The organism is Leekyejoonella antrihumi (assembly GCF_007845645.1).
Taxonomy (GTDB): Bacteria; Actinomycetota; Actinomycetes; order Actinomycetales; family Dermatophilaceae; genus Leekyejoonella; species Leekyejoonella antrihumi.
Map to the genome: position 1 here is coordinate 18,922 of NZ_VCQV01000010.1, position 18,905 is coordinate 37,826.

General features: G+C 65.5%; 16 protein-coding genes. 13 read left to right on the forward strand and 3 right to left on the reverse strand.

Features of this window, described 5'->3' with window-relative positions; translation table 11 throughout:
• Positions 1-5: 5 nt before the first annotated feature.
• Positions 6-1,193 (reverse strand): 4-hydroxybenzoate 3-monooxygenase, encoded by a 1,188-nt coding sequence (locus FGL98_RS09065; RefSeq protein ID WP_146316449.1) that lies wholly within the window; start codon positions 1,191-1,193, stop codon positions 6-8.
• Positions 1,194-1,251: 58 nt separating this feature from the next.
• Positions 1,252-1,968, reverse strand: coding sequence for an IclR family transcriptional regulator (locus FGL98_RS09070; protein ID WP_222432083.1), 717 nt, complete (start codon positions 1,966-1,968; stop codon positions 1,252-1,254).
• Between the two features lie 133 nt (positions 1,969-2,101).
• Between FGL98_RS09070 and pcaH the strand changes: the two genes are divergently transcribed.
• The 6 genes from pcaH to FGL98_RS09100 are packed head-to-tail and all read left to right on the forward strand — an operon-like array spanning position 2,102 to position 7,220.
• Positions 2,102-2,881 (forward strand): protocatechuate 3,4-dioxygenase subunit beta, encoded by a 780-nt coding sequence (gene pcaH, locus FGL98_RS09075; protein ID WP_146316534.1) that lies wholly within the window; start codon positions 2,102-2,104, stop codon positions 2,879-2,881.
• The gene (pcaG, locus tag FGL98_RS09080) at positions 2,878-3,432 is read left to right on the forward strand and encodes a protocatechuate 3,4-dioxygenase subunit alpha (protein ID WP_146316451.1); all 555 of its coding nucleotides are present in this window, start codon (positions 2,878-2,880) and stop codon (positions 3,430-3,432) included. Before pcaH ends, pcaG begins: the two co-directional genes overlap by 4 nt.
• The gene (locus tag FGL98_RS09085) at positions 3,429-4,682 is read left to right on the forward strand and encodes a lyase family protein (protein WP_146316452.1); all 1,254 of its coding nucleotides are present in this window, start codon (positions 3,429-3,431) and stop codon (positions 4,680-4,682) included. Before pcaG ends, FGL98_RS09085 begins: the two co-directional genes overlap by 4 nt.
• On the forward strand, positions 4,679-5,875 hold the full coding sequence (gene pcaDC / locus FGL98_RS26910; protein WP_146316453.1) for a bifunctional 3-oxoadipate enol-lactonase/4-carboxymuconolactone decarboxylase PcaDC: 1,197 nt from the start codon (positions 4,679-4,681) through the stop codon (positions 5,873-5,875). Before FGL98_RS09085 ends, pcaDC begins: the two co-directional genes overlap by 4 nt.
• Entirely contained in the window at positions 5,872-6,567 is a 696-nt protein-coding gene (locus tag FGL98_RS09095) for a 3-oxoacid CoA-transferase subunit A (RefSeq protein ID WP_146316454.1), read from the forward strand. Before pcaDC ends, FGL98_RS09095 begins: the two co-directional genes overlap by 4 nt.
• A complete protein-coding gene (locus FGL98_RS09100; RefSeq protein ID WP_146316455.1) occupies positions 6,564-7,220 on the forward strand; it encodes a 3-oxoacid CoA-transferase subunit B in 657 nt (218 codons plus the stop codon). Before FGL98_RS09095 ends, FGL98_RS09100 begins: the two co-directional genes overlap by 4 nt.
• Positions 7,221-7,306: 86 nt before the next feature.
• Here the strand turns inward: FGL98_RS09100 and FGL98_RS09105 are convergent, their stop codons facing one another.
• Positions 7,307-8,314 (reverse strand): LacI family DNA-binding transcriptional regulator, encoded by a 1,008-nt coding sequence (locus FGL98_RS09105; RefSeq protein ID WP_146316456.1) that lies wholly within the window; start codon positions 8,312-8,314, stop codon positions 7,307-7,309.
• A gap of 105 nt (positions 8,315-8,419) precedes the next feature.
• On the opposite strand from FGL98_RS09105, the gene FGL98_RS26275 reads away from it, so the two are divergent.
• From FGL98_RS26275 to FGL98_RS09145, 7 genes are all read left to right on the forward strand, one after another.
• The gene (locus FGL98_RS26275; RefSeq protein WP_246136458.1) at positions 8,420-10,693 is read left to right on the forward strand and encodes a shikimate dehydrogenase; all 2,274 of its coding nucleotides are present in this window, start codon (positions 8,420-8,422) and stop codon (positions 10,691-10,693) included.
• 30 nt (positions 10,694-10,723) lie between these two features.
• Positions 10,724-12,610 carry a sugar phosphate isomerase/epimerase and 4-hydroxyphenylpyruvate domain-containing protein gene (locus FGL98_RS09120; RefSeq protein ID WP_146316458.1) on the forward strand — a complete coding sequence of 629 codons (1,887 nt, stop codon included), beginning with the start codon at positions 10,724-10,726 and terminating at the stop codon, positions 12,608-12,610.
• A gap of 370 nt (positions 12,611-12,980) precedes the next feature.
• On the forward strand, positions 12,981-13,610 hold the full coding sequence (locus FGL98_RS09125) for a TetR/AcrR family transcriptional regulator (protein WP_146316459.1): 630 nt from the start codon (positions 12,981-12,983) through the stop codon (positions 13,608-13,610).
• A 96-nt stretch (positions 13,611-13,706) separates the two neighbouring features.
• Entirely contained in the window at positions 13,707-15,161 is a 1,455-nt protein-coding gene (locus FGL98_RS09130; protein ID WP_146316460.1) for an aminotransferase class III-fold pyridoxal phosphate-dependent enzyme, read from the forward strand.
• A 12-nt stretch (positions 15,162-15,173) separates the two neighbouring features.
• Positions 15,174-17,006, forward strand: a complete 1,833-nt coding sequence (locus FGL98_RS09135; protein WP_146316461.1) for an ABC transporter substrate-binding protein — start codon at positions 15,174-15,176, stop codon at positions 17,004-17,006.
• A 25-nt stretch (positions 17,007-17,031) separates the two neighbouring features.
• Entirely contained in the window at positions 17,032-17,979 is a 948-nt protein-coding gene (locus FGL98_RS09140; RefSeq protein WP_146316462.1) for an ABC transporter permease, read from the forward strand.
• A complete protein-coding gene (locus FGL98_RS09145) occupies positions 17,976-18,902 on the forward strand; it encodes an ABC transporter permease (RefSeq protein ID WP_246136459.1) in 927 nt (308 codons plus the stop codon). The genes FGL98_RS09140 and FGL98_RS09145 overlap by 4 nt, the downstream gene beginning before the upstream one ends.
• Positions 18,903-18,905: the final 3 nt, after the last annotated feature.

Below are 18,905 nucleotides of genomic sequence, written 5' to 3' on the forward strand. Positions count from 1 at the left end.
TCCCTCTAGCGGTCCGGCCACCCCGTGTAGCACTCGGCGAGGTAGGTCTGGCCCGCCACCGATGAGGTCACGGCCGTGAGTTCACCGATCTGGCGCCGCGCGTCGAAGCTGTCGGCGTTTGGCAGCTGGTGCAGCATCGAGGTCATCCAGAAGGAGAAGTACTGGGCCTTCCAGACCCGCTCGAGCGCGCGGGGGGTGTACTCCTCGATGGCGGTCGGGTCGCCGGCGAGTGCTCGCTCGAGGATCTCCGCGAGCACCACGACGTCGGTTAGCGCCAGGTTGAGTCCCTTGGCGCCCGTTGGGGGCACGGTGTGTGCGGCGTCGCCGGCGAGCAGCAGGTTGCCGTAGTGCATCGGCTCCTGGACGAAGCTGCGGAAGGGAAGCACCGACTTGTCCGTGATCCGCCCCTCTTTCAGGGTGAAGCCATTGGCCCCCACTCTGGCCTGCAACTCGGTCCAGATCCGGTCCTCGGGCCAGGCGGCGACGTCCTCGTGCGGGTCACACTGGAAGTACATCCGCTGCAGGGTGGGGGTCCGCTGACTGATCAGTGCGAACCCGCGCTCGGAGTGGTTGTAGATCAGCTCAGGGGCACTCGGTGGGGCCTCGCACAGGATCCCGAACCAGGCGAACGGGTACTCCTTGAAATAGTGCCGGCGCAGCTCGGACGGAAAGGTGTGTCTGGTCATCGAGTGGGCGCCGTCGGCGCCGACCAGGTAGTCGCAGCGCACCTCCTGGGCGCGTCCTTCTGCGTCGCGGAAGCCAATGCCAGGACGATTCGAGGTGACATCGAAGACGGTGACGTCGGTGACGCCGTACCGCACGTCGCCGCCGTCGCGCTCGCGCGCGGCAGCGAGGTCGATGAACACGTCGGTCTGTGGGTAGAGCTGCACCGAGGCATCGACCAGGTGCTTGAAGTCGATCCGATGGGCGCCGCCGTCGAAGGCCAGGGTGATGCCCTCGTGTTCGTCCCCGTCGCGCTGAACGCGGTCCGACACGCCGGTTTCGACGAGCAGCCGTACACTGTCGTGCTCGAGGATGCCCGCGCGGGGTGTTTCTTCGATCTGCTCGCGAGAGCGGTTGTCGACCACGACGGAGTCGATGCCGGCGAGATGAAGCAGGTGGGAGAGCATCAGACCGGCGGGTCCACCGCCGACAATGCCGACGCGGGTCTGAGTGGTCTGCGCGGATCCCATAGGTGCAGTCTCACGGTTCGAGGCCGCCGATGCCACGCCAGGCTTTCATTGAGTGAAATCACGGCCCGATACTGCGCTCGATGCCCTTCGCCGCGACCGTCAGGGCGGCGACCAGTCGGTCGCGGTCGGTGCGGAGGCTCCGCACGACGATCCCCACCGAGGCCACTGCCGTCCCGCTCGCCATCACGGGCACCGCCACCGAGCACGCGCCGAGGGACATCTCCTCGTGCGTCTGAGCGAAGCCGGTCTCCCGGACCCGGCCCAGCTCGTGCTCGAGCCTCCCGGGCTGGGTGATCGTGTATGCCGTGACGCGGGTGAGGTTGCCGAAGACTTGCTGCTGGATCTCGGCCGGTGCGAATGCGAGCAGCACCTTGCCAACGCCGGTGCAGTGCATCGGCAGCCGAGAGCCGACCGTGCTGACTACCGGAACCGACTGGTGCCCAGAGAGTCTGGCGATGTAGAGGACCTCGGCACCCTCCCGCACCGCCAGATGCACCGTAGCCAGGGTCGCGCCATAGATGTCGTGCAGGAAGGGCGAGGCGATCTCCCGCAGGCCGGCCTGGGACGGGGCGAGCAGTCCCAGATCCCACAGCAGCTGCCCGACCACATAGGTCCCGTGGTCGCGGCGCTCCAGCGCACCTCCGCCGGCCAGCTCCCGGACAAGTCGATGTGCCGTCGGCACGGGGATTCCGGCCCGATCCGCGATCTGGGTCAAGGTCAGCGCTCGATGGTCGGCATCGAAGGCGCCCAGAACGGCCAGGACCCGGGACGTCACACTCGCACCAGGGTGTGACGTGTTGCCCGCCATCTGTCAGCCCTTCTTTCAACCAGTGAAAGTCAACTCTTGCACACGGATGGCCCACGCTTCTAGCGTCGGAGCCGTGAACGACACGACAGCGAGACCCCCGATGGACTCGGCCCCGGTCGGCTCGGACATGGCGGCCGTCAGCCAGGCGACGATCACTGCCGAGATCGCGCAGGCCGCCTGCGCCTATGCCGCCGGGGGCGCGGCCGAGCCCCGGACCCGGCTGGACTACCCGTCGTACCGCAGCAGCGTGCTGCGGCATCCGACGAAGGATCTTCACCACGCCGACCCCGAGATGCTCGAGCTGTCTGCGCCGGTCTTCGGCGAGCGTGACGTGGCCCCGGTCGAGGCGGACCTGACCATCCAACACGGTGGGGACCCGATCGGCGAGCGGATCGTGGTGGCCGGCAGGGTGACTGACGGCGAGGGGCGTCCCGTGCCGCGACAGCTTGTGGAGATCTGGCAGGCCAACGCTGCCGGACGGTACATCCACCAGCGGGACCAGCACCCGGCGCCGATCGATCCGAACTTCACCGGAGTGGGACGTGCCCTGACCGACGAGGAGGGCAACTACCGGTTCTTGACGATCAAGCCTGGCCCCTACCCGTGGCGAAACCATCAGAACGCCTGGCGCCCGGCGCATATCCACTTCTCGCTCTTCGGCACCGACTTCACGCAACGGCTGATCACACAGATGTACTTCCGGGGTGACCCGCTCTTCGAGCTGGACCCGATCTTCAACAGCACCGTCGACCCGAAGGTGCGCGAACTGATGGTTGCCGACTACGACCACAACCTGACGCAGCCGGAGTTCGCCACCGGATACCGGTGGGACATCGTGCTGACCGGCCACGTCCGCACGCCATTCGAGGAGGAGCAGTGATCCGCACCCCGACCCCCGGGCAGACCGTTGGTCCGTTCTTCGGTTACGCACTGCCCTTTGAAGCGGACAGCCAACTGGTGCCCGTGGGACACCCCGACGCGATTCGTCTGCACGGCACCGTCTTTGATGGGCATGGCGACCCGGTCTCCGACGCGTTGCTGGAGGTATGGCAGCTCGATCCCGACGGGGCCGCGGTGCGCCAGCAGGGTTCGCTGCACCGCGACGGCTACACCTTCACGGGTTGGGGCCGCGCCTCGACCGATGCGACGGGCCACTACGCCTTCACGACGCTGTGGCCGGGAGCCGAACCCGGGAAGGCCGCGTTTTTCGCGATCACCGTCTTCGCCCGCGGACTGCTGGACCGGTTGCTCACCCGGGCGTATATCCCGGGCGACGAGGCAGCTCTCGCGGCCGATCCGCTGCTGTCGAGTCTCCCCGCAGACCGCCGGTCCGGCCTGGTTGCCACCCCCGACCTGGAGGGGTTCCGTTTCGACGTGCACCTGCAGGGGGACCGGGAGACGGTGTTCCTGCGCTATCCGGGCGACGGATGAGCGATCTGTTCTCGCCCGGCGACGATCGAGCCGGCAACCTCTTCTCGGACACCGCACTGATGGAGGCGATGGTCGCCGTCGAGCAGGTGTGGCTGAACGAGCTGGTCTCTGCCGATCTCGCCCCGGCCGCAGCCCGACAGGACCTGACCGGATTGGTCGGTCCGGCCGACCTGCCCTCGATCAGCCAGGCGGCCGAAGCGGGTGGCAACCCGCTCATCCCGTTGCTGCAGCTGCTTCGTGAGCGGCTACAGGAATCAGATCCGCTGGCCGCGCAGTGGCTGCACCGTGGACTGACCAGCCAGGATGTCGTGGATACCGCACTGGTGGTGTGCTGCCGGGACGTCGCCGATCGGCTCGGCGACGAGCTCAAGGCACAGACCGATGCGCTGGCCGGTCTGGCCGTCCAGCACGAGCGCTCGGTGATGGCCGGCCGGACCCTGACCCAGCACGCCGCACCCATCAGCTTCGGGCTCAAGGCGGCGTCGTGGCTCACCGGCGTCCTTGACGCCCGTGACGACCTGGACTGGGCCACCGCGCGACTCGCCGGGCAGTTCGGGGGAGCCGTCGGGTCGTCGGCGGCCGTGGTCGAGCTGGCCCGCCGCAGGGGCATCGAGCACCCCGAGCGCACCGCTGTCGCGCTTGCGGAGCAGGTCAACCAGAGCCTCGGGCTGGCCTTCCGGACCCCGTGGCATACCGCCCGCGCCCCGATCACCCGATTTGTGGACGCACTGGTGGGATGCACTGCCGCCTACGGGCGGATCGCCGGTGATGTCCTCGTGCTGGCTCGACCGGAGATCGCTGAGCTGGGCGAACCGCTCGCGGAAGGTCGCGGTGGATCGTCCACTATGCCGCACAAGACCAATCCGATCCTGTCGACGCTGATCACGCGAACCGCGCTCAGCGCCCCGGCGACCGCCTCGATTGTGCATCTGGCCGCGGCCGGCGCCGTCGACGAACGGCCCGGCGGAGCCTGGCACGCGGAGTGGCCCGCGCTACGCACGCTTGCGCGCGGTGCAGTGGCGGCCGGGTCGCAGACCACCGAGCTGGTGACGGGGCTGCGGGTCGACACCGAGCGTATGCGGTGCACCGCTCAGTCGGCGGCCGAGTCGTTGCTTGCCGAGCGGCGCAGCATCGCAGCGCTGTTCGATGAAGAGCCAACGGACACCGAGCCGGAGAACTACCTCGGCGCTGCAGAGCTACTCATCGACGCGGTCATCGATCGTGCACGACACCCTCGGGAGGACGCATGATTACGCCTGAAGTCACCGGTGTCGCCATGGGCGGCGGACCCGGACTTCCCCTATTGCTGCTCGGTCCGTCGCTGGGCACCTCGGCCACCGCGCTGTGGTCTGCTGCCGCGAGCGATCTGGCCGATGCCTGGCAGGTGGTCGCCTGGGACTTGCCGGGCCACGGCCACAACCCGGATGTTCCGGGTGAGGGCTTCACCATGGCTGAGCTGGCTGAGGGGGTGCTGGACCTCGTCGACCGGGTCCAATCCGAGCGCGGCGATGCGGGGGGTGCCTTCGCCTACGCGGGTGTCTCGATTGGCGGTGCGGTCGGGCAGCAGCTGCTTCTCGACGTGCCCGCACGGGTGACCCGCGCGGTGCTGTTGTGCACAGCGGCGCGATTCGGCGACCCCTCCGGCTGGCACGAACGCGCGGCGCTGGTCCGCTCATCGGGCACCCCGGCAGTGGTGCCCGGATCGGCCGAGCGATGGTTCGCACCAGGGTTTCTCGACAGCCACCCCGAGATCGGCGCCACCCTCCTGGACTCCTTGCAGGCTGCCGACCGTTTCGGCTACGCCGCGGCGTGTGAGGCACTCGCCGGCTTCGACGTGCGTGCACGGCTTGGCGAGGTCGGCACGCCGCTGCTGGTCATTGCAGGGGAGGACGATATCGCCGCACCGCCCCGGGAGGGCCGTCTGATCGCGGAGTCGGTGCAGCACGGACGACTGGTCGTGCTGCCCGGAGTTGGGCACCTGGCACCGGCTGAGGCGCCCGAGCGCGTGGCGCAACTGGTGCGTGAGCACCTGACCACGGGGACCTCGCCAGAGGGGAGGCTTCACGCCGCTGGTATGCGGGTGCGCCGGAAGGTGCTGGGAGACAGCCATGTTGACCGAGCCGAGGCATCCAGGACCGAGTTCACCGACGAGTTCCAGGACCTCATCACCCGATACGCCTGGGGGGAGATCTGGAACCGGCCGGGACTGGACTGGCGCAGCAGGTCGCTGATCACGCTCACCGCGATGATCGCGCGCGGCCACCACGACGAGTTCGCGATGCACGTGAGGGCGGCCCGCCGCAACGGCCTGACCACTGACGAGATCAAGGAACTCATCCTGCAGTGTGCGATCTATTGCGGTGTGCCAGATGCGAACACGGCCTTCCGGATCGCGCAGAGCGTCTTGGACGAGCTCGATGAGGACCCGGAGGGGACGCGATGATCGCGCACTACCGTGATCAGGGCGGTGCGGACGAGGCCGTGGCCGACGTTCCGGACGGTGCGACGGTGCTGATCGGCGGGTTCGGTTCGGCAGGGCAACCAGTAGAGCTGATCGACGCGCTGCGGCGGCAGGGCGCCAAGGAGCTGGTGGTCGTCAACAACAACGCGGGCAACGGCGACCACGGTCTGGCCGCACTGCTGGCTGCCGGGCAGGTGGCCAAGATCATCTGTTCGTTTCCCCGGCAGGTCGATTCGTGGATCTTCGACGACCTGTACCGGTCGGGGCGAGTCCAGCTCGAGGTCGTGCCCCAGGGCACCCTCGCCGAGCGGATGCGCGCCGCCGGTGCCGGAATTGGTGGGTTCTACTGCCCGACCGGCGTGGGCACGCCACTGGCGCAGGGCAAGGAGGCACGCACGATCGACGGGCGAGACTACCTGCTGGAGCTGCCGCTGCCCGGCGACTACGCGTTGATCAAGGCACACCGCGCCGACCGGATGGGGAATCTGGTGTATCGCAAGACCGCCCGCAACTTCGGCCCGGTCATGGCCACTGCCGCCGCCACCACGATCGTGCAGGTCGGTCAGGTGGTGGCCACCGGCGCGCTGGACCCGGAGGCCGTGGTGACCCCGAGCATCTACGTCGACCGGGTCGTGTGCCAGGGCCAGACCGGACCCGAAGGAGGCGCACAGTGAGCAGCCCGACCTACCATGTCGACCGTGGCCCGTTGGCCAAGGATGAGCTGGCGGCGCTGGTCGCCCGCAACATCCCCGACGGCAGCTTCGTGAACCTGGGTATCGGCCAGCCAACCACGGTCGCCGACCACCTCAGCCCGGAGCAGGGCGTCGTGCTGCACACCGAGAATGGGATGCTCGGCATGGGCCGTGCGGCCGTCGGGGACGAGATCGACCCGGACCTGATCAACGCGGGCAAGATACCGGTCATCGAGACCCCTGGCGCGGCATACTTCCATCACGCCGACTCGTTCGCGATGATGCGCGGCGGACACCTGGACGTGTGCGTGCTCGGCGCGTTCCAGGTCAGTGTGAACGGCGACCTGGCCAACTGGCACACCGGCGCCCCAGACGCGATCCCCGCGGTCGGTGGGGCAATGGATCTGGCGATCGGCGCCCGGCAGGTGTTCGTGATGATGAGCCTGTTCACCAAGACGGGCGAGAGCAAACTCGTCGAGCGCTGCTCCTACCCCCTCACCGGTGTCAACTGCGTCACCACGGTATTCACCAACCATGCGATCTTCGACCTGTCACCCCATGGGGCCCGGGTGCGCGCCGCCTACGGCATCAGCGCGGATGAGTTGCGCGTGCGCACCGGCCTGATCCTCCCCTGAGCGGGCACCGTGTGCAGGGTATGGCACTCCTTGATTGAATGGCTCCGGCCGCGCGAATCACAGCCTCTGCTCTCAGGCTTCGCGGCTCAACGCAAGCGAGATGGTCCGGTGGAGTCACGCACGACCAGATGTGTGGGCAGCTGCCATGACTTCACCGTGCGAGAGCGTTGCTGGCCGAGGTGGATCAGGGCGTCGACCGCTCTGGCACCGGCATCCTGGGTGTGCTCGGCGAGGGTGGTCAGCAAAGGTGTGCAGATGTCGGCGCCGAAGATGTTGTCGAATCCGATCACGCTAACGTCCTGGGGGACTCGGACGCCGCGCTCGACCAGGCGGCGTATGACTCCGATCGCGAGCATGTCGTTGTGGCACACCGCAGCCGTCGCGTGCGAGGTGATCACGGCGTCCGCAGCCGCTGGCCCGGAGTCCAGGGTGGGGGCATAGGGCCCGATCCGTTTTACCGTCATGTTCATATCGGTCGCGGCGGCCCGTAGACCGTCCCATCGCATTCTCCCCGACCAGGACTCGGGAGGCCCGGCAAGGAACACCGCGGACTGGTGTCCGTGTGAGGCCAGGTGATCGATGATCTGGCGCGTCCCGGAGGCATAGTCGGCCACGACGCTCGCAATGCCGGGAATCGCCCGGTTGAGCAGCACGAGGGTGTTCACCTCGGCGGCCCGCCGGAGCCCGTCGTCGGGAAGCCGCGAGGCACTGAGCACAAATCCATCCACTGCGGGTCCGAGTCGGCGCACCAGCTGCTCCTCGGCCGCGGCGGACTCCTGAGTGTCTCCCAGTACCAACGTGCGTCCCGATCGGGCGACCGCCCGTTCGGCCCCCTTGATGACACCGGCGAAGTACGGGTTGGTGATATCCGGCACCAGCAGCGCCAGGGTGTTCGTGTGGCCACTCTCTAACGCGCGGGCCATCGGGTTCGGTGCGTAGCCGAGGCGTTCGGCCACACCGAGAATGTGTTCACGGGTGACGTCATTGACCCGGCCGGGCTTGGTGAAGGCACGCGAGACTGTCGACGGAGCAACACCAGACTCGCGAGCTACGTCGAGAATGGTGGCCCGCTTGCGTGGCCGTGTCGTGTTCACGGAGCCAGTATGGCAAATTATGGCAAACGATAGCCATGTGATGTCCGTCACTTCTACCGTCGTGGCTACGCACTCGACGCAACGGCATGAAGCGAGGACAGATCAATGTCACAGACCACCAGCGAGCACCGCACTCCGCGCAGGGCAGCCATCGCGGCCTGGACCGGAAGCGCCCTCGAGTACTACGACATGGCCATCTACGGCACGGCCGCGGCACTCGTCTTTCCCAAGGTCTTCTTCCCGGACGGCAATGCCTCGGCGGCGACCATCGCCTCCCTGGCCACCTTCGGCGTCGGATACGTCGCCCGGCCGATCGGATCGTTCTTCATGGGCCACATCGGTGACACGCTCGGCCGCAAACGCGTTTTGATCGGCACGATCATCCTGATGGGACTGTCGACCTTTCTGGTCGGCTGCCTTCCGACCTACCGGCAGATCGGGTTGCTGGCACCGGCGCTCTTGGTCCTCCTACGGCTGCTGCAGGGATTCTCGGCCGCCGGGGAGCAGGCCGGATCCAACTCGATGTCGTTCGAGCACGCGCCGCAGCACCGCCGCGGATTCTTTACCAGCTTTACGCTCAACGGCACGCAGGGCGGACAGGTGCTGGCTCCCTTGGTGTTCCTGCCGATCGCGGCGCTTCCCAGCCACCAGCTCCTGACCTGGGGATGGCGGATACCGTTCCTGCTCAGCTCGGTCGTCATCATCATCAGCTACCTCATCCGCCGGGGCCTCGAGGAGACACCGGAGTTCCAGGCAGAAGCCGCCCAGGACTCGGTGCCCCCGGCTCCGCTTGGAGTGCTCTTTCGGGACCACTGGCGCGGCGTGGTCCGGGTGTTCTTCGCTGCATTCGTCGCGATGGTCAATACGGTCTTCGCCGTCTTCGCTCTGACCTTCGCAACCTCGGACACGTACGGCATCGGGATCAGCAAGACCGCGATGCTCTGGCTGGCGATCATCGCCAACGTCGTGGCGCTGGGCACGATCCCACTGTGGGCGTCCCTGTCGGACCGGATCGGGCGCAAGCCGGTCTTTGTCGGCGGCCTCATCGGCACCGGGATCATGGTCGTGGTCTTCCTCTGGGCCATATCGCTCGGGAGCCTCCCTCTTGTCATGGTGACCGGCATCCTGCTTGCCGGCGTGGTCTACTCCATGCCCAACTCGGTCTGGTCGGTGACGTATGCGGAGTACTTTCCGACCAGCGTGCGGCTTTCGGGCATGGCTATCGGCACCCAGTGCGGATTCGCTTTGGCCGGCTTCACTCCCGTCTATCGCCGGAGCACTGATGGCAGGCAACGCGGGCAACTGGTACAGGGTCGCGATCTTCGCACTGCTGGCGTGCGCCGCCTCCGGCATTGCCGTCCTGAGCGGTCCGAGCCGGACCCACACGATGTCCATTCGCGAGCTCGGCGTAAAGACCGACACCAAGCACCGCATGGTGCCGGCCATCCACGCACACGGATGAGCTCACTGCAGGAACAGCGCTCACACCACGACTCATCGGAGAACCGGATCATGACAGACAAGACCTCCTACGCCCTCGGACTGGTCGGGTCCGGCATCGCTGCCTCCCTGACTCCCGCAATGCAGGAGCGTGAGGGTCGGGCCCGCGGACTGAACCTCACCTACCGGCGTATCGACGCGGCCCTCGAAGGGTTCTCCACGGCGGAGCTGCCGAGCGTCCTCGACTGGGCCCGACGGCTCGGCTTTGATGGCCTGAACATCACTCATCCGTTCAAGCAGGCAGTCATTCCGTTGCTTGATGATCTCTCCGACGCCGCACACGATCTCGGCGCAGTGAACACCGTGCTGTTGCGCGACGGCCGGATGACGGGTGTAAACACAGACTGGTCCGGATACGGCCGAGCCTTCCGACGTGAGCTGCCAGAAGCCGTCCATGATCGGGTGGTCCTGGTCGGCGCCGGTGGCGCAGGGTCAGCGGTCGGGTACGCATTGCTGCAGCAGGGCGCGGAACGGGTGAGCATCATCGACGTCGACCGGGCGACGGCCGACAGCTGTGTGACCCGACTTGCAAAGATCTTCGGCGACGACAGAGTCCGCGTTGCCATGGACCTGGCGACGGCAGTAGCTGATGCGCAAGGACTGGTCAACGCGACGCCGATAGGCATGCTGGGCAAGGGAGGCATGCCGATCCCACCGGCCATGATCCGCTCGGACCTCTGGGTCTCCGATGTCGTCTACTTCCCGCTGGAGACTGAGCTGGTTGCACTGGCGCGCGCGCGGGGATGCCGGGTTGTGGCAGGTGGTGGCATGGCTGTGTTCCAGGCAGCCGAGGCGTTCGAACAGTTCACTGGCAGGACACCGGATATCGATCGGATGCTCACTCACTTCAACACGTTGGTCAGCGAACCACGGGGCTGACACCGGGATAGCTGGAATAGGAGGCATGCGGTGAGAAGATCTATCGCCACAGTGTCGGTCAGCGGTGACCTTGAGGAGAAGCTGGCGGCGATATCGGCGGCCAAGTTCGACGGAATCGAGCTGTACGATCCCGACCTTGTCGCATCGCGCCTGCGCCCCGGTGAGATCGCAAGTCGGTGTGCTGACCTCGGCCTGACGATCGAGCTGTTCCAACCCCTTCGGGACCTCGAGGGCCTTGACCCTGATCGATTCCAGTCCGCGCTGGGGAGACTCGAAGCCAAGCTCGAGGTGATGGAACAGCTCGGTGCAGCAACGGCGCTCGTGTGCAGTAACACAAGCCCTGGGGCGATCGGTGATGTGGATCTATCCGCCGAACAGCTCCACCTTGCCGGGCAACGCGCCGCCGAGCACGGCATACGACTCGGCTTCGAGGCTCTCGCATGGGGCACCCACGTCAGCCGCGTCAGCGAGGCGTGGGAAGTGATCCGGCGTGCCGACCACCACGCACTGGGACTCGTGGTCGACACCTTCCACATACTCGCTCGAGGCGATACGGCGGAGGTGCTGCAGGACGTACCTGGAGACCAGATCGCTTTCCTGCAGATAGCCGATGCACCGCACCTGCGCACCGACATTCTGCAGTGGAGCCGCCATCACCGCTGCTTCCCCGGCCAGGGAACGTTCGACCTTGCCTCGGTCGTCGGTGCCGTGATCGAGAAGGGCTACCGCGGCCCGCTTTCTCTCGAGGTGTTCAGCGACGTGATCCGAGAGGCCGAGCCGCGCGCAACTGCGCTGGACGGTATGCGCTCATTGATACATCTGGAGGAGGAGCTTCGAAGCCGGTGGGCGGGCCAGCCGGACGATCAACGCCCCCACGTTACGTTGACGGACCCGCCCCCAGCCCCCCGTCAGGCGACGTGCGGCTTCCTGGAGATCGCCGTCCGGTCGGACGGGGACATGAGCGGGTTCCTTCAGGGGCTTGGCTTCGTTGAGGGTGGGACACATCGCACGAAGCCCGTTTCCTGGTGGCGGAACGGTGGTGCCAACATCGTGCTCAACGCGTCGTCCGACCTGGCGGATCGGTGGACCCGATCCGTGGACCGGCCGGCGGTCGTCGGACTCGCCGTAGCTGTCCCCACGGTCGCCGAGGTGAGCGAACGCGCGGACGCACTGCTGTGGCCACGACTGGCGCTTCGCCACGATCTCGCGGAGGCGCCCCGCGACGCAACGGACACGCCCGCCGGCGTCCACCTGTTCCTTGTCGAGGGAGACCGCTGGCAGGATGACTTCGTTCCTACCCCCGCACAGCAACCCAGCGCGGCGGTGCGAATCATAGACGTGGACCACCTCGGGTACAGGATCCCTTTCGAGGTCAGCGATGCCGAGATTTCCTTCTACCGGACGCTTCTCGGGCTGCCCACCGGTGCAATCTCGGAGTTCACGGAGCCACGCGGCTGGCTACGCTCACGCGTGGTGCGTTCCGAGGATCACCCGTCTGCGGGTGCACTGCAGATCGTGTTGAACGTGATCGAGACCCGCACGGCCACCCGGATCCCGGACCGCGGGCTCAACCAGATCGCTTTCATCGTGGCTGATGTGTTTGCCGCCGTCAGGACCGCGCGGACTTCTGGCATCGGGATGCTGGAGATCCCAGATAACTACTACGAGGACCTGCGGGCTCGGTCTGATCTGAGCCCAGCCCTTATCGGCAGGTTGCGCGAGCACAACGTCTTGTACGACCGAGACTCAGAAGGTGAGCTGTTGCACGCTTACACCCGACACGTTGCGGACGCGTTCTACGTCGAGCTACTCGAGCGAAGAGACGGATACGGCGGATTCGGCTCGGTGAACACCCCCGTGCGCCTTGTCGCGCAGGCGCGCCAGACCATGGACGCTCGTCCTCCCACCGCGCAGTGACGGAACCTGGTGTCAGCGCGCGCTTCACGGCATGGACTGGCACCCTCCGATCGGCGTACGGCCCTCAAGAAGTCGGGCAGGTTCATGCGTGATGGTCCTCATCGCTCTGGGCTATCTTGGACGGGTTCACATCCCTGACTGCCGCTCCCGCGCCAGCCTCGAGTAGCCATTTCCCTGGGAAGGTGTGTTGCCAAACGCCCACCGCCGGAGTCCACCCCAAGACCTGAATCATCCGCCAGACGATTCCTTCGACATTCGCGACGCAGTTGACCATTGCGCGGATGCGATGCCTACTCGTGGTGAGTGATGTGAGACCCCTAGTTGTTCACGTCGTGACTGACCACCCGTACGCGATCAAAAGGAGACCTTGATGACCAACGACGGGCGAGATGGTGATCGGAGAGCACAGCTGCTGAAGGCCGCAGCACGTGTGATCGCCGAACGTGGCTTCGCCGAGACTCGCCTGGCAGACATAGCGGTCGAGGTGGGCGTCAGTGCGCCCCTCATTGTTTACTACTTCGGCACGCGGGAGCGTTTGCTGATCGAGGCGTTGCGGTACACCGAGGACTGCTTCTACGAGGTCGTCTCGTCGCGGCTGGCTGCTGTCGGGACCGCACACGATAAGTTGGTTGAGCTGCTTCTGGTCTCCTGCTCACCCGAACCTGTCATGGACTTACCGCAGGGCTGGGCTCTGTGGTTCGAACTGTGGAGCCAGGCCGCGCGCAATACGCAAGCTGCAGGTGATCGCGCGGAGCTGGATGCGCGCTGGCGTGCCACCGTGGCCCGCATCGTGCGTGATGGTCAGGCATCTGGCGAGCTCACCGTGGACTTGGACGCGGAGCGCTTCGCTTACATGCTCACTGCGCTGCTGGATGGCCTCGCCGTGCAGATCGCATTGAACGACGAGTCGGTCACCCCGTCGTTCGCCCTGGAGCTCGGGAAGTCTTTTTGCACACTGTCGCTCGGCATCGACCTGATGATCGATCCCAGCCGGTTTTAGGGGTTGACAGGACCTTGAATGGTGGTTCAATCTTGACGCAGGCAAGTACGCAGACATGCTGGTTGCGGCCTCGGAGTCAATCACCGGGTCGTCGGTATGGTGCGCCTGGATCAAGGGAGTTTGCCTGTGTGCGCTGCTATTTCATGGCCTCAGGTCAATACTGTTCTGCCTGGGCCCCGGAGCAGTGAGTTGCTGGCGCGGAAAGATCGCGTGCTGCAGGGACCGTTGCGGGATGGTGAGAATGTCCCATTTGTGCTGGGTCAGAAGCATGGGCATGTCATTGAAGATGTCGACGGCAACACATTTGCAGACCACGTATCCGCATGGGGCGCAGCACCTTACGGCGCCCAGCCGCCTCTGGTTCGGGAGGCTGTAAACACTGCATGGGACCGCTACGGCATGGAGATATCCCAGTACCTGTCGAGCGAGCCGGTCCTGTCACTGGCCGAGCGACTGGTAGAGATCGCGCCGGGTCAGATCACCAGGGTCGCACCGACCGTGACCGGAACCGAGGCGGTCGAGGGGTCGGTGAAACTGGCTCGCGAGGTGACGGGGCGGCCGATCATTCTGGGATTTCTTGGGCAGTACCACGGTGAGTCGACCTACTTGACCGCGGCGGCGTCCACCGACTTGCCTAGCAATACGCGTGGTTTCGCGCAATACGTTCCGGGCGTCGTCCTCGTTCCGTACCCGCAGTCGTTCCGGGCCCCGTTCCACCGTGGACCTGGACCCTATGACGACACATTGTACCTGGAGTACATCCGTGAGTGGGTTCTCCGATATCAGGTGGAGCCAGACCAGGTGGCTGGGGTGCTGATCGAGCCGGTTGCCGGCGAAGCCGGAATTCTCAGCCCTTCGCAGGCGTTCTGGGATGGACTGACTGCGATGTGCCAGGAGTATGACTGGAAGCTGATCCTTGATGAGGTGCAGACTGGTCTCGGTCGCTGCGGCACAGTGTTCGCGGCGGAACGGTGGGGGTTGGAGCCGGATCTCCTCCTTGTCGGCAAGGGAGTGACCGGGGGAGGCCAGGCGGTCGCGGGCGTGCTCGGCACGGAAGAGATGATGGCCGGCTCGGCTGCCCACCTCGGTGGCACGTACGCCTGGGAGCCGGCGGCATGCGCCGGCGCACTAGCCGGTCTCGATCTCCTCGCGGACGGGAGCGTGCTGTCGAACGTCATGGCGCTGGAGTCCATCGCGCGCGAGGAGCTCGGGCCGCTGGTCGGTGAGGTCGGTCAGGTGGGAGATGTGCGCTGGGTCGGCGCGTGGGCATGCCTGGAGTTCGTTACTGTCGCCGACGCTACGGAACCGGCGCCGGAGTTCCAGCACGCAGTCCACCTCGCCGCGATGAGGCGCGGGGTATTCGCCATCAGCGAGGAGTCGAAGCCGCTCTACCGCATGCAACCCGCATTGACGATGGAGCCCGAGCTGTTCCGCTGGTCGTGCCGCCAGGTCGCCGACGCGATCCGGGAGGTGGCCGAAGACATGACGACCAGTCATGGCAGCGGACAGTCACATTCGGTTGATCAACGCAGAGCACCACGAATCGGCTAAGGCAGGAGCATCATGAAGAAGAGTCTGGCGATAGTGGTAGCCGGTGCGGCAGCTGGGCTCATGTCCCTGGCTGCGTGTAGTGGGGGACAGAGCACGGGGTCCGGCAGTGGTTCGTCTCAAAGCGGCGCGCCGCGGCAAGGCGGCACAGCCACGTTTGCCTGGCTGCCGAACTCGGTGCCGAACTACATCTTTCCGATGAACTCGTCGACGTACTACAGCGTGCAGAACATGGAGCAGTTCCAAAAGCTGATGTTCCGGCCGCTGTATATGTATGGCGTGAACGGGCAGCCAGTCGTCAGCACCAATGCAAGCCTGGCATATGCACCCACCTTCAACGATGCCAAGCACACGGTCACGGTCAAGCTGCGGGACTACAAGTGGTCGAACGGCGAGAGCGTGACTGCCAAGAACGTCGTGTTCTGGCAGCATCTGGTAACTGCCGAGAAGAACAACTGGGGCGGGTACGTCGGTGGTCTCTACCCCGACAACATCACGTCGGTCCACATCGACAACGCCCACCAGGTCACGTTCACGCTCAATGCGAACTACAACCACACCTGGTTCTGGTACAACGAGTTGACGTACATCACCCCACTTCCCATGGCCTGGGACAAGACATCGGACGGGGCCACTCCGGGTAGCGGTGGGTGTACGAACGACGTCAGCCGATGTGCGGCGGTGTACAAGTATCTCGCCAGTCAGGCGAAGAATCTTCAGACGTACGCCAGTAACCCGCTCTGGCAGGTCGTGAATGGCCCGTGGAAGCTCAAGAGCTTCCAGTCGAACGGGAATGCCACGTTCGTGCCGAACTCGAAGTACTCGGGGCCGGACAAGCCGCACCTGGCGGAGTTCAAGACTCTGGCCTTCACCTCGACGGATGCCGAAGTCAACGAGCTCCGGTCCGGAAGCAGCATCAGCGTCGGTTATCTACCGGCCACCGCCAATGTCTCGAAGTCTGCGTCCGGCGCAGCGTCAAACCCGATGTCCAGCAGCTACAACCTGGTGCCGTGGTACTGGTGGGGCATCGACTACCTCCAGCCGAACTACAACAACCCGAAGGTCGGTCCACTGTTCAAGCAGCTCTACATCCGCCAGGCGCTGCAGCACGTCGTCGATCAGCCCAGCGTGATCAAGGGCGCACTCAAGGGATTTGGCAGCCCAACCAATGGCCCGGTCCCCCTCGAGCCGAAGAACCCGTATGCGTCGAGCTACGAACGTTCCAACCCGTACCCCTTCAGCGTGAGTGCTGCTGAGACGCTACTGAAGAGCCATGGCTGGTCGGTTGTGCCCGACGGCAAGACGACGTGCACCACGGCCGGCTCCGGGCCTGGGCAGTGCGGCCCTGGAATCGCCAAGGGCACTGCTTTGACCTTCAACCTGATGTACGCGGACTACGGTCCGGCGTACGACCAGAGTATGAACCTTTTCCGGTCGAACGCATCCAAGGCCGGTATCGCAGTCAACGTGCAGAAGGCGCCATTCAACACCGTGATCGGTGACACCGTACGGTGCAAGCCGACTGACTCGAACTGCAGCTGGCAGCTCAGTGAGTATGGCGGGTGGGCCTTGCGCCCCTATCCCACCGTCGGCCAGCTGTTCAGCACGGCAACCAGCGACGGCGGTTGGAACGACCCGAAGATCGACGGTCTGATCGCTGCGGCGACGCGCGGCAACTCCAACGCCGCGCTCACTGCATACCAGGACTACCTGGCCAAGCAGGTGCCGCTGATCTGGCAGCCTCTTCCCGTCCAGCAGCTGACCGAGATCGTCAAAGGGCTGAACGGCGTCACGCCACTGAACCCGATGCTCACCCTCACTCCCGAGAACTGGTACTTCACCAAGTGACCTCCCGACCAGGCGTCGATTCGACATGATCGGATACATCGCGAGGCGGGTGGTTCAGGCCGTCCTTGTCGTGTTCGTCGTGACGGTCGTGGTTTTCATTCTCCTGCACCAGCTTCCCGGTGGGGTGCGCTCAATGCTTGGCAAGACCGCCACGCCGCAGCAGGTTGCGCAGTTGACCCAGCAGCTTGGCCTGGACAAGCCGATTCCGGTCCAGTACGGCAAGTGGTTGGGCGGGTTCCTGCAAGGAAACATGGGCTACTCAATCACCCAGAACCAGAGCGTCGCGAGCCTCATTGCGGAGCGATTGCCGAAGACTCTGGTGCTCACCGGTCTATCCCTTGCCATCGCAGTGCTGCTGGCGATTGTGCTCGGGCTACTGCAGGCGGTGTGGCGGAACAAGGCTGTGGACTACGTGATGACGTTTGTGGCGTTTGTGTTCTACGCGACACCCACGTTCTTCATGGGCTTGATCTTGGTCCTGCTGTTCGCCGTGAAGTGGCATCTCTTCCCCGCACAGGCACCGCAGGCGACCTCGATCGGCGGCCTGTTCGCAGCGGGTAGTGGACTCGTTCTACCCGTTGCGACTCTCGTGCTGGTCTCCGTTGCGCTCTTCAGTAGATACGTGCGGGCCTCCGCCGTCGACGAGCTCACCGAGGACTACGCGCGTACGGCGCGGGCCAAGGGCGCAGGAGAGACCAGGGTGCTCTTCGGCCACGTGTTGCGCAACGTCTTGATCCCTGTCGTTACTCTTCTGGGCCTGAGCCTTCCGTGGGTGTTCAGCGGTGCGCTTGTCGTGGAGTCGGTGTTCAACTACCCGGGGATGGGGCTGCTGTTCTGGCAGGCGGCCGTGCAGCACGACTACCCCATACTTCTGGGTGTGACCGTGATCATCAGTGTGGCGACGGTCATCGGCTCCGTCCTCGCCGACATCACCTACGCCGTTCTGGACCCACGCGTGAGGTACTCATCGTGATCGTCCCCGAGAGGCCCGGGGCGGAGCCGCACGATGGTGCAGTTCCGGAGTCCTACGCGAGTGCGCCGCAGCGCGGCCGTCGGTGGATCGCCGTGGTCGGGGTCTTTGCGCAGAACCGGCTGGCGCTGGTCTCGGCGGCATTTCTTGTCCTCTTCGCATTGTTCTGCTTCATCGGACCGTTGGTCCATTCGACCGACCAGGTGCACACGAACCTGTCCATCGTGAACCTCCAGCCGGGGTCGCCTGGTCACGTCCTGGGAACCGACGGCCAAGGGTATGACCAGCTCGGCCGGTTGATGATCGGCGGCCAGACATCCCTCGAGGTCGGCGTCGCGGCAGCGCTGCTCGCCACCCTCGTCGGGGCCCTGGTGGGTGCGTTCTCAGGGTTTTTCGGCGGGGTAGCCGACGGGGTCATCATGCGATGTGTCGATGGCATGCTCGCGATACCGACCGTGTTCTTACTGCTCCTGCTGGCGGCGATCGTCACACCGACCAAAACCACCCTGGTCGTGATCGTCGCGCTGATCTCGTGGCTCGTCACGGCTCGCCTGGTCAGGGGGGAGGCGCTCATGCTGCGCACGCGCGACTACGTTGCCGCGGCACGCTCCATGGGCAGCACCAGCCCACGGACCGTCCTTCGTCACATCGTGCCGAACTCGCTGAGCGTCATCGTGGTCAACGCAACCTTCCAGGTGGCCGACGCCATCTTGGTGCTCGCGACACTGAGCTATCTCGGGCTGGGCCTTGCGCCACCTCAGACAGACTTGGGCGGGATGCTCAACGACGGGATGAACTACGTGTACAACGGCACCTGGTGGTTGATCTGGCCACCCGGCGTCGCGATCGTCGCGATTGTGGTGGCATTCAACTTTATCGGAGACGGAATGCGTGATGCCTTCGAAGTACGGCTACAGCGGAGATAGGTG